The organism is Streptomyces sp. NPDC053079, from assembly GCF_044546695.1.
Lineage (GTDB): Bacteria > Actinomycetota > Actinomycetes > Streptomycetales > Streptomycetaceae > Streptomyces.
Genome location: NZ_JBITZJ010000006.1, coordinates 109,154 through 131,060, shown reverse-complemented (window position 1 = coordinate 131,060; position 21,907 = coordinate 109,154). Strand labels below are relative to the sequence as shown.

Below are 21,907 nucleotides of genomic sequence, written 5' to 3'. Positions count from 1 at the left end.
ATCCCCGGATGAACCATCGATCCCGCGCTTGGGTCCGGCGACGGCTGCGGTCGCTGGCCCTTCTGGAACTGTTCAACATCCCCTTCCAGGCCTGGGTCTGGTTCGGGAAGGTCGGCTTTCCCGTGACGGCGGCGAACGCCGTCGGCTTCGGGCTGTTCTCGCTCCTCCTCGTGCAGGGGGCCGGGTACTGGCTGGCCAAGCTCCGCACGGTGGGCGCGCCGGGCACACCCCTGCCCGGCGTCCGGTTCTTCGCCGCCGCCCGGGTGCTCAACGTGCCGGTGCTGCTGGCCGGGGTGCTGTTCGCCGCCTGGGCGGTGGCGGGCGACCCCGGTAGCGCGACGATCCCGGGGCTGGCGTTCGCGCTCTTCGCCGTGCTGGAGCACGTCAACTACTTCCATACGCAGCTCATGTACGACAACCGTGAGGACCTGCGGTACCTGCGCCGGCACGGGCTGCGGCGCGCCCACCTCGCCCGCGATCTCGCCCTGGCGGGCGCCCGGGGCGCCGGCTCCGTCTGACGCCCGCCGCCACCCGAACGGCCCGGCCCCTCGGTGAATTCGCCCAGGGGCCGGTTTTTTGTCATGTACGGAATCTTTAACAAGGACGTCTTCGGAGCACTCGCCCCGGACACCGCCTTCACGATCCATATCGGGCTTTCTCGGAGCACCTCCCGACATTCAGTGAAGCTACAGTTGAACGAGATCGGGCACATTTCCGGCCCCGCGAGACTGCCGATGGTCCATATCCAGCCATCCGCAATGCGGCCGAAACACGTGAGGTCGCCAAGCTCCCCGGTGGACGCGGCGGTCGGCGCGGCGGGGCCGTCGTCGATGTGGAGTTGAATCGGCCACTTCCTGGCGGGGGTTGGCGTGCCGGCGCGCGACCGAGTCCGTGCGCCCCTTCCGTGCTCCCAACTGCGCCTAACCGGCGGTAATCTCACGGCCCGTCATGGCCCTCCCGATGGAGGGGTCCGGGGTCGTCGGCGCCGGTGAAACCCCCGCGTCGCGGTCGGAGTGGAATGCTCCACTTTTCTTCTTCATCGATGACCGTGGATGCAGGGTAGGGGTGCGAGGCGGCCCGGAGCGCTATTCGGAGTGGCCGATTCCTAATACAAGGTGCGGGGGCCACATAAAACGCTGTTGTGGGCCGCTCAATGGCCTCATAAAGTCATGATCGTTCCACTGGGGGAGCCGGACGCCGAGAAATCGGCGTCGCAGTAGGAGCGCCCTTCGGTGGTGCGGACATTATTCGGATCGCTTATATGAAGGGGGTTATCTCATGTACAAGGGCGACATTTCCCTGGTCGAAGAGATTGCCGAGCAGGACTTCGACGGTGTGGCGTACGGCGCGTGCACCACGAACACCTTCTCCCTCAGCAACGGCCTTGGTAACCACGGCGGCTGGTGCACCCTGACCAAGGAATGCCAGGCCTCCTGCAACTGACGTTGCCGGTAACAGCTCCGAAGACTTCCCAGAAAAGAGGCATGACATGAAGAAGGACAACGCGGACCTCCTCGGCCGTTACGACGAGGCCGAGCTCGTCGAGCTCGGCGAGGCCGACGCCTACGGCGGCACCGCCTGGGCCTGCGCCGGCGTCACCGCCGGTGTCACCATCGTCAGCTCGGCGCTGTGCCCCACGACGAAGTGCACCAGCAAGTGCTGAAGTGACTCGCCTGATTCGGTGAGTTTGTAGCACGGCCAGGCGGAATGGGGAGCCGGTAACGGTTCCCCATTCCGTCGCCTTCGGCTCATTTCTACGACATTGCGCGAAAACGGAGCACAACCAGACCGTGATATCTCCAGCCAAGTACTATCCGGAGTTCAACAGCGCCGAAGTCGAAGAAACGATCTCGCCGCTGTCCCAGTTCGACGCTCACATGGTCGGAGTGCTTCAGGCGGGAGAGGCCGGGCCGACCCCCTCCGCGCCGGATGACGACACCCGGGCGACGGTGGACGCATGGCTCGCCAAGCCGGAGGAATACCCCTTTCAAAGCGTCATCAAGACGGTTGCCTCCGCCATCGCGGATACCAACCCGCTTGCCCCTTTCGGGAACCTTTTCCGTGACCCGCAGGCCGCCCTGACGCAGCTTCTCGACCAGACCGAGGCCCGGGTCCGCGAGTCCTACACCCGTCCCCTCGTCGCCGCCGTCAATCACGCGCGCGAGAGCGGGCTGCTCGTCGGCGCCGACCCCGCCGAGCGCTACGCCTACTTCGTGGAGCAGTCCAACCGCACCTCCTTCGAGGACGTGAGCGGGCTGTCCTTCCCGGTCCTGCGCGACATCACCCGCACCCTGCTGCGCAACGCGGCGGACGGCGTCCGGGAGCTGTGCGCCCGGCTGGAGGCCGACCGGGAGGCCCTGGCGGCCACCTTCGGCATCGACGTCACCGACACGCTCGAGAGCTGCGGCTTCTCCGACGGCGACTCGCACCACCACGGCCGCAGCGTCGCCGTGCTCACCTTCGCGTCCGGCGAGCGCCTGGCGTACAAGCCCCGCGACGTCTCCTGCGAGGCCGCGTACGAGGTCATCGCCCGCGAGCTCAACGGCCGGCTCGGCACGTCCCTGGTCGCCGCGAAGGTCCTGGAGCGGGACGGCTACGGCTACGTGGAGTACATCGCGGCCGAGGACGTCTCCGACATGTCCGAGGAGTTCATGTACGCCAGCGGCGAGCTCGCCGCGGTGTTCTACCTGCTGAACGCGCGGGACATGCACTTCGAGAACATCGTGTCGACCCGCCGCGGCCCCGTGCCCATCGACCTCGAGACCATCCTGCACCCCGCGCGGATCCACCAGGGGCCGAAGCCGGAGGCGCCGGGCAACGCCTACGAGACCATCGGGCAGTCGATCTACGGCATCGGGATCCTGCCGCTGGTCATGGTGGGCAAGGGCGAGGACGCCGGCCACGTCGACCTCGGCTTCCTCGGGGACCAGGGCCGCGGCACCTCCCCGTTCAAGACGATGCAGTTCGAGGACCCGTACACCGACCGCGTGCGCCTGGTGCTCAAGGCCCAGGGGTCGCAGGAGCGGCAGACGGTCGTGGGCACCCTGACCGAGGACGAGATCCACGCGCTGGGCGAGCGGATGGCGTCCGGATTCACCAAGGTCTTCCGCGCCGTCATGGCCGACCGGGAGGGCTTCCACGCCCTGCTGCGCGAGACGGCCGCCGGGGTGCGCGTGCGGTACGTGCACAACCCGACCGCGCTGTACGCCCAGACCCTGCGGATGACCTCGGGCCCCGGCGCCGTGGACGACTACGAGACGTACATCGCCCTGCTCAAGCGCATCGCGATCGCCAGCAAGCTCTCCTCCCGGGCCATCATCGGCTCGGAGCTGCGCCAGCTCGCGGAACGCGACGTCCCCTACTTCACCGTCGCCGCCACGAGCGTCGCCCTCGAGGACGGCGACGGCGTCGAGGTGGGCGCCCACTTCGAGGAGACACCGCTCGAGAGGGCCCTCGCGAAGACCGCGCACATGGGCGACTTCGAGCTGGAGGAGCAGCTCATGCTCCTCTACTCGGCCTTCTCCGCCCGCTTCCCCGACAACCACCTGGCCGCCGGCGACTTTGACGAGAACCCGGCCGGCACCGCACCGACCCGGCGCACGCCGGCGCGCTCCGACGACTCGCTGACCGCCCTCGTCACCCGGCTCTCGGACAAGATGGTCGCGACGTCGCTGCCCGACAAGTTCGCGCACCTGCCCAGGACCTGGATCGGCCCGCTCGCCTCCGCCCAGGCCAACCGGCCCTGGCCGCCCGGGGTGCTCGGCTACGACCTCTACGCCGGACGGATCGGCCCCGCGCTGGCCCTCGCCGCGGCCGGGCGCACCCTGGACAACGACGAGTACCGCGACCTGTCCGCGCAGATCTTCTCGACCACGGCGGACATCCTCGCGGGCGAGCGCTACGAGATGCGCAGCATCGAGCAGGCCGGCTGGTCGGGCTACGCCGGAATGGCCGGCATCCTCTTCGCCCTGGCCACGGCCGGCCGGCTGCTCAAGGAGGACGGCTGGGTCGACGCCGCGCAGGGAGCGCTGCCGCTGGTCCTGGACCAGATCCACGGCCGCCCGACGGCCGAGGTGCCGCTGGACGTGATCAGCGGCGTCGCCGGTGTGATGTCGTGCGTGACGGCCATCGGCGGCCCCGCCGCCGACCGCTCCCTCGCCTCGCTGGCCGCCCTGCTCACCGACGCCCTGCGCGCCCCCGGCCACCAGTCCCTCCTCGACCAGTCCGGCTTCGCGCACGGCGTCAGCGGCCTCATCCACGCGCTGAGCCAGGCGTACCCCCGCCTCCCGGCCGCCCAGCAGGAGACCGTCCGCACGACGCTGTCGGACCTGATGGACCGGCTGCAGGGCTTCTACGACCGCGACGAGGACAACTGGTTCTCCAACGTGGCCACGCCCCAGTCCTTCGCGACGGGCTGGTGCCACGGTTCGGCCGGTATCGCGCTGGCGCTGGCGGCCTACGGCTCGGTGAACGGCGACGAGGCCGTGCTGCGCATGCGGGAGACCGCCGTCCGCAACACCCTCCGCCTCGGCTTCGGCCGCAACCTGACCTGGTGCCACGGCGACCTGGGCAACCACCGGATCGTCTCCGCCATCGCCGCCCGGACCGGGGACGCCGCGCTGCGCGGGAAGATCGAGGAGATCGAGGCCACCCTGCTGCGGCCGGACGTCTTCGAACGCAAGCTCGCCGACATGAAGAGCCGGTACGCGCACACCAACAGCCTCATGGTCGGCAGCTCCGGCATCGTGCTGCACCTCGTCAACCGCATCGACCCGAGTCTGCACACGTCCCCGGCCGGTCTCACCATCGAGGGACGGTGACCATGAGCACCACGAGCGGCAGGCGCAGGACGGCGCGCCGCATGCCGACCGTCACCCAGGTGACGCAGACCGAGTGCGGACTGTGCTGCTGCGTCTCCCTGCTGCGCTACCACGGGCACGCGGAGGACATCTCGACCGCCCGCGCCGACATGGAAGCGGGCCGCGACGGACTGAGCGCCGGCCAGCTGGCCCGGTTCCTGCGCACGCGCGGCATGGAAGCCAAGCTGTTCCGCGCCAAGAGCGTCACCGCCCTCGAGGAGTTCACCTCGCCGGTGATCCTCTACTGGGAGGACTACCACTTCGTCGTCCTCGAGCGCTTCGACGGCCGCACGGCGGTCCTCATGGACCCGGCCGTCGGCCGGCGCCGGATCAGCCGTGCGGAGCTCGAGGAGGGCTTCAGCGGCATCGTGATCTCCGCCGAGGCCGGCCCGGACTTCGAACGGACGCGGCAGAAGCCGCTCGCCGAGTGGCGCAGCATCCCGCTGTTCGCCGACGGCGCGCGCAAGCGCATCGCCCTGGTGGGCCTGCTGTCCTTCAGCGGGTACGGAGCGGTGCTCGGCATCCCGATGCTGACCGAGTGGGCCGTCGACCGGTACGGACGCTGGCAGGGCCTGGACGACCTGTTCCTGGTGCTGGCCATGATCCTGGCCGTGGCGATCGGGTACTTCGCCATCCAGCTGGTCAGGATCGTCGTGCTGTCGTCGGTGGTCTCCCTCCTCGGCAAGCACCTGATGACCCACACCTTCACCAAGCTCCTGTCCCTGCCGTACAAGTTCTTCACCACGCGACAACCTGGTGAGCTGCTGTTCCGGCTGAACAGCGTGAACTCGATCAGGGACCTGCTGTCCTCCCGGGTGGCGCAGGGCGTCCTCGACGTCGGCACCCTGGTGTGCGTCACCGTGTACCTCCTCGTCGTCGAGTGGCACCTGGGCCTGGTGGCGGTCGTCCTGTTCGCGCTGAACGCGGCCTACCTCATCAAGACGCGGGTGCGCGTGCTCGAGGTCGTCGACGCGGAGATGAGCCAGCTCAGCCAGAGCCAGTCGATCCAGCTGGACGCCGTCGTCTCCATCCCGACCATCAAGATGGGCGGCTACGCGGACGAGTTCATCGAGAGCTGGCACAAGGTGTACGCCTCCTCGCTGGACGCGATGAAGACGCGCATGCGCCTGCAGCAGGGCCGGATCGCCGGCGTGACGGGCACGACCCAGATGTTCGGGCCGATGCTCCTGCTGCTGGCCAGCCTGTACTTCGTCAGCCACGGCCAGATCACCATCGGCGAGGCGATCGCGGTCCAGGCGGTGTCGGCCACCTACTTCGCCCTGTCGACGTCGGTGTTCCAGACCTACACCGAGTTCACCGAGGCCTCGCGGTACATGGCCCGGCTGAACGACATCACCAGCGCCCCCTCGGAGGCGCCCGGCGGCAGCCTGAAGAAGCTCCCCGACACCTCGGTCCGGCTGGAGAACATCAGCTTCCAGTACACCAAGCACAGCAACTCCGTGGTGCAGGACGTCTCGATGACCATCGAGGCCGGCTCCAAGGTCGCCCTCGTCGGGGCCTCGGGCTCGGGCAAGAGCACCCTGGGCCGCATCATCTGCGGCCTCTACGAGCCGACGCGAGGCACCGTGCGCATCGGCGGCCTCGACGTGAGCGAGTACGACAGGGACGCGCTGCGCCGGCAGATCGGGTACATCCCCCAGGAAGTGCACCTGCACAACCGCACGATCCTGGAGAACCTGACGCTGGGTCAGGACATCCCCCCGGAGAAGGTCCGCGAGTACTGCGACAGCGTCGGCATCCTCGACTTCCTCGAGGACCTGCCCATGGGTCTCAAGACCCTGGTGTCGGAAATGGGAGCGAACTTCTCCGGCGGCCAGCGCCAGCGGCTCGCCATCGTGCGGGCCCTGCTGCAGAAGCCGTCGATCCTGGTGCTCGACGAGGCGACCGCCTCGCTGGACACCGTCAACGAACGACGCGTCGCCAAGATCATGGAAGAGATCGGGGCCACGCAGATCATCATCGCGCACCGCCTGGCGACGATTAAGTCGGCGGACCAGATCTATGTGTTCGACCACGGGCGCGTGGTCGAGCAGGGAAACCACGCTGAATTGTTGGACAGGGGCTCGGTGTACGCAGACCTTTACGCGGAAAAGTCCGTCGACGCGCTGGTGGGGGGTGAGCAGGCATGACCGAACAGGACGTGATGGTCCCGGCCTTCCTTCCGTTCTATCGGCAGATGGCGCGGCGCGGTGCCGTGGAGAGCGCTCTGCGCGGACCGGTGGCCGCGGTCGCCGCCGAGGAGCACGTCGAGTCCCTGCTGGACGACGTGTGGCAGGGGCTGGTGTCCTCCGTCGAGGAGCACTCCTTCCGGATGCTCATCGGTGAGTTCCACGCCTTCCGCGAGGGCCTCGGGCTGCCCATGACCCAGGAGGGCGACGAGGCGCTCCAGGGCTTCACGCGGCACTTGGAGGACGAGGGGAACTGCCGGCGGATCATCGCCGAGTACCCCGTCCTCGAGCAGCGGCTCGAGACGATCCTGGGCAACTCGCTCGACGCGTACACGGAGATGTTCACCGCGTACGCCGCCGACGCGACGGAGCTGAGGACCGCCGGCCTCGTGCCGGAGGCGGACGCGGCGCTCGTCGTGAAGCTCTTCCTCGCCGGCTCGGACCCGCACAACGACAACCGCCAGGTGTTCGGGCTGCGGCTGGCCGACGGCAGTCGGCTGATCTACAAGCCGCGCGCCCTGGCGGCGGACAGCTTCGTGCGGGACCTCTACGCGGCGGCCGACCCCTATCTCAAGCACTCCGTGCGGGACTGCATACCGCGCTCCCTCACCGTGGGCTCGCACGGCTGGCAGCAGTTCGTCCACGCGAAGGCCATGGAGTCGCCGGACCAGCCGGCCCGGTACTTCTACCGGTTCGGCGCCCTCTGCGCGCTCTTCGGGACCATCGGCGCCTCCGACCTCCACGACGAGAACCTGCTCGCCGCCGGTGAGCACCCGTGCGTGATCGACACCGAGACGATGGTGCGGGCCGACGCGGGCGTGGAGAACGACACGCTTCCGCACACCCTGCTGAACCACATGAAGCTTTCCGTCGTCTCCACGATGCTCGTCCCCATGTCGAACCCCGCCTCGCCCATCGACGTGGTCATGGCGGGAGTCGGTGTCGCCGGCGACCAGAGCTCCAGCATGACCCGGACGGTCGTGCGCGACGGCGCCACGGACGCCATCTCCGTCGGCCGCGACCCCCTCGTCTACCAGCACGGCGACAACGTGCCGCGCCTCGGCGAGGCGACGCTGCAGGCCACGGAGCACTTCGCCGACATCCTGGCCGGATACTTCGACGCCCTCGCATGCGTCCGCGACGACGGCATCACGCCCGTGCTGAGCGCCTACCCGGAGATGCCCGTCCGCTGCGTGCTGCGCTCGACGATGATCTACGGCCGGTTCCTGGACGCGTCCACGCACCCGGACTACCTCACCAGCCCCGAGGAGGCCGAGCGCCTGTTCCGCCTCCTCGCCCGCTTCCACGACTTCCTGTCCCCCGAGGGCGTCAAGTTCGTCGGTGACGCGGAGCGTTCCTCCCTGGCCACCGGAAACGTGCCCTACTTCATCACGCGGGGCGGCTCGACGGAGCTGGCCACCCTCAAGGACAGCTTCCCGGGGGTCTACAAGTTCTCTCCCCTGGAGTTCGCGCGCTGCGGCGTCGTCATCAACTCCGAGCGCACCGACCGCTACCACCACTTCCTGCTGGAGGAGTGCTTCGGCGAGGTCGTCACCGACGACACCCCGGAGGGGCTGTCCTCGCAGAGCGTGTTCGGCAGGACGGCGCTGAGCCAGGCGCGCCCGGGGGAGTGGTGGTCCTCGATCGCGGGCACCATCGCGGACATCGGCGTGCCCTTCGAGGGGCCGGACGGTCCGGAGACGGGCTGGCTGTGCGGCATCGGCCCCGGCCGGGAGGCCATGACGATCACGCCGGGCAACCACATCACGTTCCACGACAACGGTGGCATCGTCACCTTCCTGGAGCGGGCCGCACGCTACGACAGCGGCCTGCGCGCCACCCACCGCAGCGCGGACCGCGGGCTCGACACGCTGATGGCGGAGTACGGGGAGGTCCTGACGCGGACTCCGGAGTCGGTCTTCTCCGGTTCCGCTTCCCTGCTGCTCATGAGGCCGTCCGCGGTGACCCGCGACTGGCTGGCACCGGTCCTCGACCGGATCGACGAGCGGTCCGCGGCGGGCGAGCTGGAAACGGACCTGGTCAACGGCCCCGCCGGCCTGCTGATGGGCCTGCTGTCCCACATCGAGGCCGCCGGGACGGGCGCCGCGGCGGACCTGTGCGACGAGGGGCGGCTGGCGCGACTGCGCGACCTGGCCCTGGCGCACATCGGGGCGCCCCGGACGCACCCGTGGTCCCAGGTGGCCCACGGTGAGCTGGGTCTGCGCTGGGCCTCCGCCCGCATCGGAAGGGTTCTCGGCGACGAGGGCCTGGCGAAGGAGGCGGCGGACTGGCTGATCGAGAAGTCCGCGTCGGGCGAGGAGAGCCCGGCGGCCGGATGGTGCAACGGCGCCGCGGGCCTGCTGCTCGCCTCGGCCGAGATCATGACGTCGGCCGGCCGGCAGGAGTGGCTCGCCGGCGACCGGCTCGCGGCCCTCGTGGACAAGGCGACCCACCTCCCCGCCGACCGGGCGCTCGACCTGTCGGTCTGCCACGGCAGCAGCGGCGTGGTCCAGTCGCTGATCGCCGCCGGGCGTGTCCTGGGCGACGCGTCCCTGCTGACCCGGGCGCGGGAGTACCAGGACCTCGTCCTGCGCTCGGCCCGTGCGAACGGCTTCTTCACCGGCACGGCGGGCCGGACGTCGTTGCTGGGCTACATGCTCGGCTGGGCCGGCGTCGGTGACACCGACGTCATGCTCCACGCCGCCGGAACCGGCCGGGCACCGGCCGCCGGCGAACTGGGCATCCCGGTCGCGCTGACCTGCGGCACCTTCGCCTGACGCACGACGCACGACGCACGACGCACCAGCACGATCGCGCACGGGCCGCACCCGCCCCACCGGGGGCGGGCCCGTGCGCGGCAAGAAGAAAGGTATGACCCGGGGTGGAGCATTCGATCCTTCTCCCGCTCGGCCCCATCCGGCCCGAGCAGGCGGTTCCGTTCGCGAACCTGGTGAAGTGGGCCGGCGCCGAACGGCTGTGGCAGGGCCAGGGAATGCTGATGGACAGCCATCAGGTGGCCGGCTGGCTCGCCGGCCTCGGCATCAGGGTCCCCATGGGCTTCGGCGTGTCGTTGATGCCGTTCCGCACCCCGTACCAGGCGGCGCTCGAGACCCGTTCCCTGGCGATGGCGACGGGACAGTCCGTCGTCGCCGGATTCGGCCCCGGAGCGCTGGACCTCCAGCGCAGGATCATGGGGAAGCCCTACGCGAGCCAGCTCGGCGCGTGCAGGGAGTACGTCAGCATCGTGCGCGGGCTGCTCTCCCGGGAGCTGGTCGAGCTCTCCGGCGACCACTACAGCGTCGAGGCGAAGCTTTTCGACTACCACCAGCTGCCGGTGTCCGTCGGTCTGGGCGTGCTCCGGGAGAAGATGGCGGCGCTGGCCGGCGAGGTCGCGGACGTGGCCATCACCTGGATGGGGTCCGCGGCGTACGTGGGCGACGTCCTGATGCCCGCCATGCGCGGCGTGGAGAACCGGCAGTCGGACCGGCCCCTGAAGGTCACGGCCATGGTGCCCGTCGCCCTGTCCGGTCCCGGCCGCAACGTCGCCGACCTGGCCGCCGCCTCGTGCGGCGGACACCTCCGCCTCCCGCACTACCAGCAGACCCTGCGCCGAGCCGGGATCGCGGTCTCCGGCGAGGGGGACCCCGCCGACGCCGCCAAGCTCGTGGACGGCGGCGTGTTCCTGTACGGCACGGCGCAGGAGATCGCCGCGGGACTGGCCGAGTACCGGGCGATCGGCGTGGACGAGGTGGTGCTCAACACCACCGGAGTCGCCAGCGTCCTCGGCCCGCGCGCCGCCGCCCAGGACCTCCTGGACATCCTGAACGCCGCGTCATGATCCGCCTGTACGACACCGGCGCCCGGCAGATCCGCGACTTCTCCCCGCTCGTTCCGGGCTGTGTCTCGATCTACCTGTGTGGCGCGACCGTGCAGGCCGCGCCGCATATCGGGCATATTCGCTCGGGTCTGAACTTCGACATCATGCGTCGCTGGTTCACCTACCGCGGGTTCGATGTGACGTTCGTGCGCAATGTGACCGACATCGACGACAAGATCATTGCGAAGGCCGTCGACCAGGGCCGCCCGTGGTGGTCGATCGGCTATGAGAACGAGTGCGCGTTCAACGCCGCCTACGATGCCCTGGGCTGCCTGCGGCCGACCGTGGAGCCGCGTGCGACCGGCCATGTGCCGGAGATGATCGAGATGATGCGGGGCCTGATCGAGCGCGGCCACGCCTATGCGGCGGACGGCAACGTCTACTTCGACGTGCGCTCCTTCCCCGGTTATCTGGAGCTGTCCAACCAGGAGCTGGACAATCTCCTCCAGCCCTCCGGTGAGGGCGAGACCGGCAAGCGCGACCCGCGTGATTTCGCGATGTGGAAGGCCGCCAAGCCGGGTGAGCCCTCCTGGGAGACGCCGTGGGGCCGTGGGCGGCCGGGCTGGCACCTGGAGTGCTCGGCGATGGCCCACAAGTACCTCGGTGAGGACTTCGACATCCATGGCGGCGGCCTGGATCTGATCTTCCCGCACCATGAGAACGAGATCGCCCAGGCGAAGGCTTTCGGTGATGGTTTCGCCCGGTACTGGGCCCACAACGCGTGGGTGACCATGAGCGGCGAGAAGATGTCGAAGTCGCTGGGCAACTCCGTGCTGGTCTCGGAGATGGTCAAGCACTGGCGGCCGATCGTGCTGCGCTATTACCTGGGTACTCCGCATTACCGGTCGATGATCGAGTACAGCGAGGAAGCGCTGCGGGAGGCGGAGTCGGCGTTCGCGCGGATCGAGGGTTTCATCCAGCGGGTGGTGGAGAAGGCCGGACCGGTGGAGCCGGCGGGCGAGGTGCCGCCGGCGTTCGCCGAGGCGATGGATGACGATCTGGGTGTTCCGCAGGCGCTCGCGGTCATTCACACCACGGTCCGGCAGGGTAATTCGGCGTTGACCGCGGATGACAAGGATGCGGCTGTCGCCCGGCTGGCGGAGGTCCGTGCGATGCTGGGTGTGCTGGGTCTGGATCCGCTGGACGCGCGGTGGGCCGATGCCGCCGGTCGTGGTGATGATCTGCACGGTGTGGTGGACTCGCTGGTCAGGCTGGTCCTCGAGCAGCGTGAAGCGGCGCGGGGGCGTAAGGACTACGCGACCGCGGACGCGATCCGTGATCAGCTCCAGCACTCCGGGCTCGCGATCGAGGACACCCCCACCGGACCGCGCTGGACGCTTTCCCCCGCGTAGCCGTGCGATGAACTCCCGCTGTACACACCCCACTCAAGCCGCCCCGCCCGGTACCCCCGGCCGGTCGGGGCCCCCTGAGGTCCGCACCGCTGCCGCGCGCAGCGGTGCGGATCCCGTCCCCCCACGCGGCCGCGCACCCGAACCCGCCTGACGTTCAAGGTGCGTTCGCGCCACTGGCCCGGAAGATGTCATTCCTCAGGTTGATGTGCGCGGCTGCCGGTGTAAACAAAGGTGAGAGGCATGATCGAGGTACAGGAACTGACCAAACGCTATGGGGCGACTGTCGCGGTCGACAGACTCTCCTTCCGCGTCGAGCCGGGCCGGGTGACCGGCTTCCTGGGGCCGAACGGCGCCGGGAAATCCACCACGATGCGTGCCATGGTCGGCCTGGACCGGCCGACATCCGGCCAAGTCCTCATCGACGGCAAGCGTTACGAGGACCTGCCGCGCCCCTTGACCAAGGTCGGTGCGCTCCTGGAGGCCAAGGCGCTGCACGGCGGACGTACGGGCCGCGGTCACCTGCTGGGCCTGGCGCGCAGCAACCGCATCCCCGACCGGCGGGTCGACGAGGTCCTGGACCTCGTCGGGCTGACCAGCGCGGCGGACAAGCGGGCCAAGGGGCTTTCGCTGGGCATGGGTCAGCGCCTCGGCGTGGCCGCCGCGCTGCTCGGCGACCCGCAGGTCGTCCTCTTCGACGAGCCGGTCAACGGCCTCGATCCCGAAGGCATCCTCTGGATCCGGGGACTGATGAAGAACCTGGCGGCCGAGGGCCGTACGGTCTTCGTCTCCAGCCACCTGATGAGCGAAATGGCGCTGACCGCAGAGCACTTGATCGTGATCGGGCAGGGCCGTCTCCTCGCCGACACCTCGGTCGAGGACTTCATCGCCCGCAACTCCCGCTCGTACATCCTGGTCCGCACCCCCGAGCCGGAGCGGATGCGCGACCTGCTCGCCGCCGAGGGCATCCAGGTGGACGACGGCCCCGACGGAGCGCTCGAGGCCGTCGGCACCACCCTGGAGGCGGTGGGCGGCCTGGCCGCGAAGAACCAGGTGACCGTCTACGAGATCAGCCCCCGGTCGGCCTCCCTCGAAGAGGCCTTCATGCAGCTCACCGCCGACTCGGTGGACTACCGCGCTCGCCAGGAGGTGCGTTGACGATGGCGGACACCACTGCGGCCATGCGCTTCGAATGGACCAAGATCCGGACGCTCCGCTCCACCCTGTGGAGCCTGGCCGTCTACTTTCTGATCAGCGTGTCCTTCGCCTTCCTCGCCGGTCACTTCATGCGGGGCTCGTACAAGGACATGAGCGCGGAGAACAAGGCGGACTTCGACCCCGTCGCCGCCGGCTTCCACGGACTGAGGCTCGGCATGGTCGTGCTCGTCGTCTTCGGCGTGCTGGCCGTGAGCAGCGAGTACTCGACGGGTACGATCCGCAGCTCGCTGACGGCGGTGCCGCGACGCGGCGTCTTCTACGGGGCGAAGCTGCTCACCGGTGCCGCGACGGCCCTGGTCACGTCCGTCGTCGTCGTGGGCGTCAGCTTCTTCACCACGCAGCTGGCCATGGGCGGCCCGCAGAGTGCCTCGCTCTCCGACGACGGGGTGCTGCGAGCGCTGGCCGGAGGGGTCCTCTACACGACCCTGATCTGCGTGTTCTCCATGGGCCTGGCGAGTGTCCTGCGCAGCTCGGCGCTCACCATCGGCATCCTGGTGCCGCTGTTCTTCATGGTTTCGGCCATCCTCAACAGCATTCCCGGTGTGCAGAAGGCGGCCCAGTTCCTGCCCGACGTGGCCGGCGGGCTCATCCTGCAGAGCGGCCGGCCGGAGGGCACCGTCCTCACGGCCTGGACCGGCATGGCCGTGCTCGTCGCCTGGACCGCCGCCTCCGTGACCGCGGGCTACCTGGCGATGCGCCGCCGCGACGCCTGACGGACGGCTCCGACGCGACACGAACCCCCGGGACGCCCGTCCCGGGGGTTCGCCCGTTCCTCAGGCCGGGGGAAGGGGTTCCCACCCCCGGGCCGAGCCCAGCGGCTGGGCGTAGACGGGCCTGCCCTCGGCTCCGCTGGTGCGGAAGGGCCTGCCCCGGTCGTCGAGGCGCAGCACTCCGCGCCGGCCGCCGCTGGACCACTGCAGTTCCAGGTCCCACGTCACGTCGTGCTGCTTGACGCCCGCCTTGATGTAGAAGACCTCGGGGTCGCTCTCGGTCACCTTGTACGGGAAGTCCCGCTGCCCGGCCGCGGGCGCGACGACGGGCCGCGCCGAGTCGAGGTCGACGCCGAAGGACTTCGTCGACACGTCGCCGCCGCAACCCACGCCCATGACGTAGGAGTTCCAGGCGAGCGGCGCCTTCGTGCCCCGCACCCGGACGTGCAGCCCTTCGAGGACGACGGTGTCCTTGCCGGTGCCCTGCAGGGTGATCTCGATGAACTGCTCGCCGGCCGCGACGCCGCCGAGCGTGGACACCCAGCCGGGCGCGTCCTGCTCCGTGGGAGGTGGCGTGACGTCGCGGGGAGCGCGGTCGAGCAGGTAGCGCTGGGAGCAGGGGTCCTCGAAGGCGTACGGCCGGACGTGGGCGGTCAGCGGAGTGCCGGCCTTCGCCCCGCTGTCCGGCCGGTCCGCGGGAGGGGCCGCGGACGCGGTGGGCCCGCCGCCCGTACCCTCCTCGCTCCCGCCCTTCTCCGCGGCCCCGTCCTCGCTGTCCTCGCTCTTCCGCGCGCCGGGCGAGGACGGCGTGCCGGACGGCTCACCGCCCGTCCCCGGCTTTCCGGGAGCGGAGGTCTTCGCCCTCGGGGAGGACGCGGCCGCCACGGGGTGTCCGGGGCGTTCCGCGCCGGGGCTCGCGCGGACGAGATCCGCGCCCAGCGCGGCGGCGCCCAGCGCGGTGACGGCGGCGACGACGGAGAGGGCGGCGAGCAGGACCTTCCGGGGCCGGCGTCCGCGCGGCGGCGTCGTGGGTTCCGGCTCGGCGGGCTCATCGGGCCCGGCCGGCCGTGCTGGCCCCTCGGGCGCCTCCGGCGCGTGCGGCTCGACCGGCTCTTCCGGCGGCGGGGAGGCCGCAGGTGTTCCGTCGGCCTGCTCCTCGGCCTGCGCCGGGGCCTGCGCCGGGGCCGGTGACGGCGCCTTGCGTCCACGTGTCGCGTCCGCGACGATCCACCGCCGGTGGACCTCCATCAACTCCTGCGGTGTGGCCTTGCACAGCCGCGCCAGCCGCTCCACCGGCGCGAACTCCGTGGGCACGGCCGATCCATTGCAATACCGGTGCAGCGTCGATGTACTGACGTGCAGTCGCTTGGCCAGTGCCCCGTAGCTCAGCCCCGACCGCTCCTTCAGCGACCGCAGCAGCTCGGCGAGATCGCCCGCCTCCACGTCACTCCCCCATCCCAGGTACCCGTTCCAGGGAACCATCATTCCCCCAGGTCAGAGCCGGTGCGACCGTTCCCGCGTCCCTGATCGGCCGGTCACCCTGGCGCTCGGGACGAGATACCGCACAAGCTTTCGTCATCCAAGCATGCCGCTCCCGCGATCCGGTTGAGCGGCGCTCCGCTGTCCCGCACCGCGACGAAAGAGACCAGCCATGCCCGCCTCCGCCCGCCGAGCCGACCCCCACTCCCGCCCGTTCGCCACCGCCGGCCTGGCGGTCGCCGCGCTCGCCACCCTCACGCTGGCGGCGTGCAGCGGAAGCGGGGAGGGCGAGGGCGTACGCACCGAGGGCGTCGCCTCCTCGCAGTCTTCCGGGCCGGGTCAGGCCGCCCGGCCCGCGGAGCCCTCCCCGTCCCCGCAGGCGGGGCAGGCGCCCCAGGGCAAGCCGAGCGCCGGGAAGGGCTCCTCGGCCGGCGCCGCGCCGCACGGCGCGCAGCGGACCGGCACCACGCACGACCCGTACGCCCCGGAGAACCGCGTGCCCTGCACCGCCGCCAACACCAAGGTCGTCGCCACGCCGGTCTCCCGCCCGCTCAACCACATGCTGCTCACCGTCACCAACACGGGCGCGAAGATGTGCGACGTGAAGGGGTACCCCGTCGTGAAGTTCGAGGGCGCCCAGTCCGTCCCGCCGGTCATGGATCACACCAAGCCGCAGGCGGTCACTTCCCTGCCGCCGGGCGGCAAGGGCTACGCGAGCGTGATCCTGTCCGCGGGCGACGGCAGCGGCGGCGAGGGCCGCACGGCACGGCACCTCGAGATCGGCTTCGACGGCGACGACTCGATGGCCGGGGCCGCCCTCCCGGCCGGGGGCGTGCACATCGACGACTCCCTGCGCGTCACGTACTGGCTGACCTCGGCCGAGGACGCCCTGTCCTGATCCGCGCTAGCAGCGGACGGGCTGGCCGGTCTGGCGGATGACGTTGTCGGCGGACATCCAGCCCGCGCTCTTCGTCCCGTCGATGCGGACGTAAATCCACTTGTGGCCGTAGGAGTTCTCGACGGAGCAGTGGAACCAGAGCTTCGCGCCGGACTTGGCCGGGGCCACGGCGGCACAGACCTTGTAGGGCCCGTTCAGGATGTTCTTGTCGCCGGTCAGGTAGCCGTACGTACCGGGCTTCGGGTCGTGGTGGTTCCAGCCGCTGCAGGTCGTGGGCACCGTGGGCTTGGCCGACGGGGAACCGGACGCGGACGCCGTGGCGCTCGGCTTGGCCGTCGGGGAGGCCGAGGGCGCTTCGGACGGCTTCCCGGAGGAGCTCACGGACGGCGAGGCGCTGGGGGAGTTCCCGCCGGGGGCCGTTTCGCCCCCGCCCGGCCGGCCGTCGGCGGGGGAACCGGCCGCGGGGCTCGCCGCCTGTGCTCCGCCACTGCCCGTGCCGTCGTCCTTGGCGGTCAGGGCGTAGGTGACGCCGCCGCCGACGAGCACGACGAGGGCGGCCGCCGCCGCGACGAGGGTGCGGCCGCGGCGCCGTCCGCGGCCCGTCGGCGCGCTGTCGGCGCCGGGAGCGGGGCCCGTGACCGGTGCGACCGGCTGCACGGGCGGCTGCGGTGGGCCGGGCGGCGGGTAGCCGGTGTGCGGAGGCTGCGGGGCCGGCTGGTGGAACGGCGGCGCGGCACCGAACCCGGGCGGCGGCGCCGGGGCGACGGCCTCCGTCGGCGTCGGGGCGACGGGGGCCTGCGGCGGCGCGGGTGCCGCGGCGGCGTGCGGCGCGGCGCTCACCGTCCCGCCCGCGGCCACCTGCTCCAGCATCGCGCGCGCCTGGTCGGCGGTCGGCCGGTGCTCCGGCTCCTTGGCCATCAGCGCCCGCAGCACCGGCGTGAGCGGTCCCGCCCGGCGGGGCTCCGGCAGGGGCTCGGTGACGATCGCCGACAAGGTGGACCACACGGACGTGCGGCGGAACGGTGACGTGCCCTCCACCGCCGCGTACAGCGTCATGCCGAGCGACCAGATGTCGGAGGCGGGCCCGGGCTCCCTGCCCTGCGCGCGCTCCGGCGGCAGATAGTCGAGGGAGCCGACGAGTTGACCGCTCTGCGTGAGCTTGGCCATGGCCTCGTCGCCGGAGGCCTCCATGGTGGCGATGCCGAAGTCGGTGAGCACGACCCTCCCCCAGCCGCCGGCCGGGGGGACCCCCGTCTCGCTTCGCTCGCCGCGCTCCAGCAGCACGTTGCCCGGCTTGACGTCCCGGTGCAGGACACCGACCCGGTGCGCGGCGTCGAGCGCGTCCATCAGCTTCGCGCCGATCGCCGCGGCCTCGTGCGGCTCCAGTGTGCCGCGCTCCTCCAGCACGTCGTCGAGCGAGGGCCCGTCGACGAGTTCCATGACGATGACCGGCAGGCCCTCTTCCTCGGTCACGTCGTGCACGGTGACCACGCCGGTGTGCCGGATACGGGCGGCTGCCTGCGCCTCCCGCTGCATCCGGGTCCGCAGATCGAGCAGTTCGGGCTGCGAGGCGTCGGTGAAGGCCCGCAGGACCTTGACGGCGACCTCGCGGTTCAGCAGTTCGTCCACCGCCCGGGCGACCACTCCCATGCCGCCGCGCCCGATCATCGCGGTCACCCGGTAACGGCCGCCGAGAACCTTGCCTATCAGCTCGTCGCCGTTCGCTTCCCCCGTCACCGCACGCTCCGTTCCGTCGCCGTTCGTCGTGTACCTGGCGAGCCCAGCGTAGAGGTAACGTCCCTGCCCCCACCCGGGCCGCAACACGGCCCGGACAACGAAGAAACCCCCAGATCCATGGACCTGGGGGTTCTTGCAAGAGCGGGCGACGAGAATCGAACTCGCGCTCTGAGCTTGGGAAGCTCATGTTCTACCATTAAACTACGCCCGCGCGAAGGTGCCCATCGGGGCATCGCATCGTCGCACACTCTACCCCATCGAAGGCCACCGGCGCACTTGCCGCGGTGGCCTTCCGTCGTGTGAGGGGGGTGTGGCGGGCATGGGGATGCGGGCGTGAGGGGCGGGAGTTGGGGCGTACCGTGGGGGTGCGGCCATCGGCGGGGGCTGTCGGGGTGCCGCGTTAAGTTCGGCCAGATCCATCCCCTAATGTGGCTTTTGTCTTTCATGTCGTGCCGGAGGCACGCAGTCAGTGCCGCCATGGGGAAAGGGAGCTCGATGGAGCGCACCGTCGTTCGTTGTGCCGAAGGGCACGTGTTCAGCACCGCTTCGTTCCCGATGCAGAACCTCGGTCCCGGCCGGATCGGCCCCGGGCGGCTCCTGCGCTGCCCGCGCTGCGCCCGCCTGCGGCACTCCGTGCCGGTGGGCACCGAGAAGGGGTGAGCCCGGCGCGGGCCCGGGCCGGAGTCGATCTCCGGCCCGGGCCCGCGTTGTCAGGTTGGCCGGCTTCTTTGCGTATCCTCGACTCGTGCTTCTCTCAGACAAGGACATCCGGGCCGAGATCGACGCCGGCCGAGTGCGGATCGACCCGTTCGACGAATCGATGGTGCAGCCGTCGAGCATCGATGTGCGGCTCGACCGCTACTTCCGGGTGTTCGAGAACCACCGGTACCCGCACATCGACCCCGCGGTCGAGCAGGCGGACCTCACGCGTGAGGTGGTGCCGGAGGGCGACGAGGCGTTCATCCTGCACCCCGGCGAGTTCGTGCTGGCCTCGACGTACGAAGTGATCACGCTCCCCGACGACGTCGCCTCGCGGCTGGAGGGCAAGTCCAGCCTCGGCCGGCTCGGCCTGCTGACGCACTCGACGGCCGGCTTCATCGACCCGGGCTTCTCCGGGCACGTGACGCTGGAGCTGTCCAACATGGCCACGCTGCCGATCAAGCTGTGGCCGGGGATGAAGATCGGCCAGCTGTGCATGTTCCGGCTGACCTCCCCCGTCGAGCATCCTTACGGGTCCGCGAAGCACGGCTCCCGCTACCAGGGCCAGCGCGGGCCGACGCCTTCGCGGTCCTTCCAGAATTTCCACCGCACGCAGGTCTGACCGACCCGGGAACAAGGCGAAGAGCAACAGTGAGTGACATCCGCGAGAACCTGACCTACCCGATCTTCGGGCAGGCGATCCGTGAGCTGGCGCAGACCATCGCGGACGACGGCTACGAGCCGGACATCATCCTGTCCATCGCACGCGGTGGCGTCTTCGTCGCGGGCGGCCTCGCCTACGCGCTGGACTGCAAGAACATCCACCTGGTGAACGTCGAGTTCTACACCGGTGTGGGCTCCACGCTCGAGATGCCGGTCATGCTCGCGCCCGTCCCGAACGCGATCGACTTCTCCAACAAGAAGGTCCTGATCGCCGACGACGTCGCGGACACCGGCAAGACGCTCAAGCTGGTGCACGACTTCTGCCTCGACCACGTCGCCGAGGTGCGCAGCGCGGTCATCTACGAGAAGCCGCAGTCGCTGGTCAAGTGCGAGTACGTGTGGAAGCGCACCGACGACTGGATCAACTTCCCGTGGTCGGTCGAGCCGCCGGTGGTGCGCCGCGAGGGCCAGATCCTCGACGCGTAGGACCGCGGAAGCGGCCATGGAACACACGGAAGGGCCCGTTTAGATCCTCAGAGGATCTAAACGGGCCCTTCCGTGTGACTAGAGCGTGCCCAGCTTGATGAGCGACAGCAGCGCGACGAGCTGGATCGCCGAGGCCCCGAGCGCCTTGGGCCACGGCAGGTCGTGGGACTTGCTCACCATCGAGGTCAGCAGCGCGCCGCCCGCCAGCCAGGTGGCCCAGCCCAGCACCTGTACGAGGGGGCTGTCGCCGCCCAGGAACATCGCGAACAGCAGCCGGGGCGCGTCGGAGAGCGACATGATCAGCATCGACAGCCCGACCGTCGGCTGCCATATCCCGTCGCCGCCCAGCTGCCGGGCCAGCGTGTGGGTGACCGCGCCGAGGATCAACCCGGCGATCACCATGATCACGCCGGTGATCAGCACGGCCGGCAGGACCTGGGAGAGCGAGGCGTTCAGTACGTCCTGACGGGCCTTGTCGAAGCCGAAGACGGCCAGCAGGCCGTAGACGAAGGTGACGATCAGCGCCGGGGCCCACATCTGGTGGTCCCGCATCTGCCAGAAGGTGGCCGACGGGCGCAGCACGATGCCGCTCAGCAGGTCCTTCCAGTGCAGCCGGGGCCCGGCGGGCGGAGCGGGCGCGGGCGCGGCGCCGTAGGAGCCGTCACCGCCGTCGTACTGGCCGTACGCGTCCGGGGCCTCGCCGAGGCTGAACTGCTGCGTGTGGCCGGGGTTGTCGGCGGTCCGCCCGTAGTACGGGTCCTGGCCGCCGTACTGCTGCTGCCCGTAGCCCGGCTGGGGCTGGGGCGGCTGCGGTGGATGCCCGCCCCCGAAGTACTCCGGCTCGTCGTACCCGCCCGGCTGCTGCCACTGCTGCTGCCCGCCGCCGTAGCCGCCGCCGGGCATGCCGGGTTGCCCGGGCGCGCCCTGGCCGCCGTACGGAGCCTGCTGTCCTTGCCGCGCGGGGTCGGCACCGTGAGGGTCCCGCCCGCGTCCCATCCTGAATCCAGCCACGCCTTCGAACGTACCCGCTCCGGCGAGGTCCCGGCGCCGGGCCCGGGGGAACGGACCCGGCATTGCGGCCGAGCTGTGACATCCCTTAGGGGAAAGCCCAGGGTCGCGGGGGGTTTGTGGCGCCCCACGAGGTCAGAGGGACGACGGCTCCCCGCCGCCGACATTCTCGATCATCCGCTGCAGGACCCGCAGGGCGGCCACGTACTCCTCGTCCGTGATGCCGGCGTGGATCTCCCCGCGCACCCGGGCGACGACCTCCTTGGTGCGCTCCTTGGCCTCCCGGCCGGCGTCGGTGAGGTGCAGGAAGCCCTGGTCGTCGGCGGAGAGCCAGCCACGGGCGAGAAGGCTGTCGACCGACTGGACGATCGTGTCCGCGCCGACGTCCAGCACGGGGCAGAGGTTGTCGCGGATCTGCTCCCGCGTCAGCCCGGAGCCGCCGGCGGCGTGCGCCTGATTGAGGATCCACCACTGGAACTGCGTGATGTCGACCCGCGCCATCGCCCCCCGGATGTGCTGGATGACGGCCTTGTTGGCGACCCAGCTCCAGTAGCCGATGGGCTGGGCGGCGAGCGAGGCGAAGTCGGCGGGGGCGGCGGGGTCGGCCATGGCGGGTGCGGTCTGGGTCGTCGTCATGGGAACGACGCTAGGACCTCAAGCACGCTTGAGATCAAGTGTGTTGGGGGTCACGAAGACGGCCGGGCCCCGCGAACATCCGCGGGGCCCGGCCGTACG

At 70.4% G+C, this 21,907-nt stretch carries 18 protein-coding genes and 1 tRNA gene; 14 read left to right on the top strand and 5 right to left on the bottom strand.

Annotated features, from left to right (window positions below):
* Nucleotides 1-8 precede the first annotated feature (8 nt).
* From ACIGXW_RS22795 to ACIGXW_RS22750, 10 genes are all read left to right on the top strand, one after another.
* Nucleotides 9-518 (top strand): hypothetical protein, encoded by a 510-nt coding sequence (locus tag ACIGXW_RS22795; protein WP_399574771.1) that lies wholly within the window; start codon nt 9-11, stop codon nt 516-518.
* A 760-nt stretch (nt 519-1,278) separates the two neighbouring features.
* The gene (locus ACIGXW_RS22790; protein WP_399574770.1) at nt 1,279-1,443 is read left to right on the top strand and encodes a plantaricin C family lantibiotic; all 165 of its coding nucleotides are present in this window, start codon (nt 1,279-1,281) and stop codon (nt 1,441-1,443) included.
* A 46-nt stretch (nt 1,444-1,489) separates the two neighbouring features.
* Nucleotides 1,490-1,663, top strand: a complete 174-nt coding sequence (locus tag ACIGXW_RS22785) for a class II lanthipeptide, LchA2/BrtA2 family (RefSeq protein WP_399574769.1) — start codon at nt 1,490-1,492, stop codon at nt 1,661-1,663.
* Between the two features lie 127 nt (nt 1,664-1,790).
* Complete coding sequence (locus ACIGXW_RS22780) at nt 1,791-4,820, top strand: type 2 lanthipeptide synthetase LanM family protein (RefSeq protein WP_399574768.1); 3,030 nt, start codon at nt 1,791-1,793, stop codon at nt 4,818-4,820.
* Between the two features lie 2 nt (nt 4,821-4,822).
* Entirely contained in the window at nt 4,823-7,009 is a 2,187-nt protein-coding gene (locus ACIGXW_RS22775; RefSeq protein WP_399574767.1) for a peptidase domain-containing ABC transporter, read from the top strand.
* A complete protein-coding gene (gene lanM, locus ACIGXW_RS22770) occupies nt 7,006-9,825 on the top strand; it encodes a type 2 lanthipeptide synthetase LanM (protein ID WP_399574765.1) in 2,820 nt (939 codons plus the stop codon). Before ACIGXW_RS22775 ends, lanM begins: the two co-directional genes overlap by 4 nt.
* Before the next feature lie 104 nt (nt 9,826-9,929).
* Nucleotides 9,930-10,886, top strand: a complete 957-nt coding sequence (locus ACIGXW_RS22765; protein WP_399574764.1) for an LLM class flavin-dependent oxidoreductase — start codon at nt 9,930-9,932, stop codon at nt 10,884-10,886.
* The gene (gene cysS / locus ACIGXW_RS22760) at nt 10,883-12,277 is read left to right on the top strand and encodes a cysteine--tRNA ligase (RefSeq protein WP_399574762.1); all 1,395 of its coding nucleotides are present in this window, start codon (nt 10,883-10,885) and stop codon (nt 12,275-12,277) included. The genes ACIGXW_RS22765 and cysS overlap by 4 nt, the downstream gene beginning before the upstream one ends.
* Nucleotides 12,278-12,517: 240 nt before the next feature.
* Nucleotides 12,518-13,432 (top strand): ATP-binding cassette domain-containing protein, encoded by a 915-nt coding sequence (locus ACIGXW_RS22755; RefSeq protein WP_399574760.1) that lies wholly within the window; start codon nt 12,518-12,520, stop codon nt 13,430-13,432.
* Nucleotides 13,433-13,434: 2 nt separating this feature from the next.
* A complete protein-coding gene (locus tag ACIGXW_RS22750) occupies nt 13,435-14,205 on the top strand; it encodes an ABC transporter permease subunit (protein WP_399574759.1) in 771 nt (256 codons plus the stop codon).
* Between the two features lie 60 nt (nt 14,206-14,265).
* Here ACIGXW_RS22750 and ACIGXW_RS22745 read toward each other — a convergent pair whose 3' ends face one another.
* On the bottom strand, nt 14,266-15,645 hold the full coding sequence (locus tag ACIGXW_RS22745; protein ID WP_399574758.1) for a helix-turn-helix domain-containing protein: 1,380 nt from the start codon (nt 15,643-15,645) through the stop codon (nt 14,266-14,268).
* Between the two features lie 208 nt (nt 15,646-15,853).
* Between ACIGXW_RS22745 and ACIGXW_RS22740 the strand changes: the two genes are divergently transcribed.
* The gene (locus ACIGXW_RS22740; RefSeq protein ID WP_399574757.1) at nt 15,854-16,579 is read left to right on the top strand and encodes a DUF4232 domain-containing protein; all 726 of its coding nucleotides are present in this window, start codon (nt 15,854-15,856) and stop codon (nt 16,577-16,579) included.
* A gap of 6 nt (nt 16,580-16,585) precedes the next feature.
* Here ACIGXW_RS22740 and ACIGXW_RS22735 read toward each other — a convergent pair whose 3' ends face one another.
* Together ACIGXW_RS22735 and ACIGXW_RS22730 are read right to left on the bottom strand one after the other, a co-directional pair.
* Nucleotides 16,586-18,247 carry a serine/threonine-protein kinase gene (locus ACIGXW_RS22735; protein WP_399575113.1) on the bottom strand — a complete coding sequence of 554 codons (1,662 nt, stop codon included), beginning with the start codon at nt 18,245-18,247 and terminating at the stop codon, nt 16,586-16,588.
* A gap of 209 nt (nt 18,248-18,456) precedes the next feature.
* A tRNA-Gly gene (locus tag ACIGXW_RS22730) sits at nt 18,457-18,527 on the bottom strand.
* Nucleotides 18,528-18,847: 320 nt separating this feature from the next.
* Between ACIGXW_RS22730 and ACIGXW_RS22725 the strand changes: the two genes are divergently transcribed.
* The 3 genes from ACIGXW_RS22725 to ACIGXW_RS22715 all read left to right on the top strand — a co-directional run bounded on the left by ACIGXW_RS22725 (nt 18,848) and on the right by ACIGXW_RS22715 (nt 20,164).
* Nucleotides 18,848-18,976, top strand: a complete 129-nt coding sequence (locus ACIGXW_RS22725) for a hypothetical protein (protein ID WP_399575129.1) — start codon at nt 18,848-18,850, stop codon at nt 18,974-18,976.
* A gap of 85 nt (nt 18,977-19,061) precedes the next feature.
* Complete coding sequence (dcd, locus tag ACIGXW_RS22720) at nt 19,062-19,637, top strand: dCTP deaminase (RefSeq protein ID WP_071962992.1); 576 nt, start codon at nt 19,062-19,064, stop codon at nt 19,635-19,637.
* A 29-nt stretch (nt 19,638-19,666) separates the two neighbouring features.
* Nucleotides 19,667-20,164 (top strand): phosphoribosyltransferase, encoded by a 498-nt coding sequence (locus ACIGXW_RS22715; RefSeq protein ID WP_071962993.1) that lies wholly within the window; start codon nt 19,667-19,669, stop codon nt 20,162-20,164.
* 78 nt (nt 20,165-20,242) lie between these two features.
* Here the strand turns inward: ACIGXW_RS22715 and ACIGXW_RS22710 are convergent, their stop codons facing one another.
* Together ACIGXW_RS22710 and ACIGXW_RS22705 are read right to left on the bottom strand one after the other, a co-directional pair.
* On the bottom strand, nt 20,243-21,160 hold the full coding sequence (locus ACIGXW_RS22710) for a Yip1 family protein (RefSeq protein ID WP_360913336.1): 918 nt from the start codon (nt 21,158-21,160) through the stop codon (nt 20,243-20,245).
* A gap of 147 nt (nt 21,161-21,307) precedes the next feature.
* On the bottom strand, nt 21,308-21,808 hold the full coding sequence (locus tag ACIGXW_RS22705) for a MarR family winged helix-turn-helix transcriptional regulator (protein ID WP_399574756.1): 501 nt from the start codon (nt 21,806-21,808) through the stop codon (nt 21,308-21,310).
* Between the last annotated feature and the right edge of the window lie 99 nt (nt 21,809-21,907).

Coding starts and splice junctions, on each gene's coding strand:
- ACIGXW_RS22795 (WP_399574771.1), top strand. CDS start 9: ATGAACCATCGATCCCGCGCTTGGGTCCGGCGACGGCTGCGGTCGCTG.
- ACIGXW_RS22790 (WP_399574770.1), top strand. CDS start 1,279: ATGTACAAGGGCGACATTTCCCTGGTCGAAGAGATTGCCGAGCAGGAC.
- ACIGXW_RS22785 (WP_399574769.1), top strand. CDS start 1,490: ATGAAGAAGGACAACGCGGACCTCCTCGGCCGTTACGACGAGGCCGAG.
- ACIGXW_RS22775 (WP_399574767.1), top strand. CDS start 4,823: ATGAGCACCACGAGCGGCAGGCGCAGGACGGCGCGCCGCATGCCGACC.
- lanM (WP_399574765.1), top strand. CDS start 7,006: ATGACCGAACAGGACGTGATGGTCCCGGCCTTCCTTCCGTTCTATCGG.
- cysS (WP_399574762.1), top strand. CDS start 10,883: ATGATCCGCCTGTACGACACCGGCGCCCGGCAGATCCGCGACTTCTCC.
- ACIGXW_RS22755 (WP_399574760.1), top strand. CDS start 12,518: ATGATCGAGGTACAGGAACTGACCAAACGCTATGGGGCGACTGTCGCG.
- ACIGXW_RS22750 (WP_399574759.1), top strand. CDS start 13,435: ATGGCGGACACCACTGCGGCCATGCGCTTCGAATGGACCAAGATCCGG.
- ACIGXW_RS22740 (WP_399574757.1), top strand. CDS start 15,854: ATGCCCGCCTCCGCCCGCCGAGCCGACCCCCACTCCCGCCCGTTCGCC.
- ACIGXW_RS22735 (WP_399575113.1), bottom strand. CDS start 18,247: ATGATCGGGCGCGGCGGCATGGGAGTGGTCGCCCGGGCGGTGGACGAA.
- ACIGXW_RS22710 (WP_360913336.1), bottom strand. CDS start 21,160: ATGGGACGCGGGCGGGACCCTCACGGTGCCGACCCCGCGCGGCAAGGA.
- ACIGXW_RS22705 (WP_399574756.1), bottom strand. CDS start 21,808: ATGACGACGACCCAGACCGCACCCGCCATGGCCGACCCCGCCGCCCCC.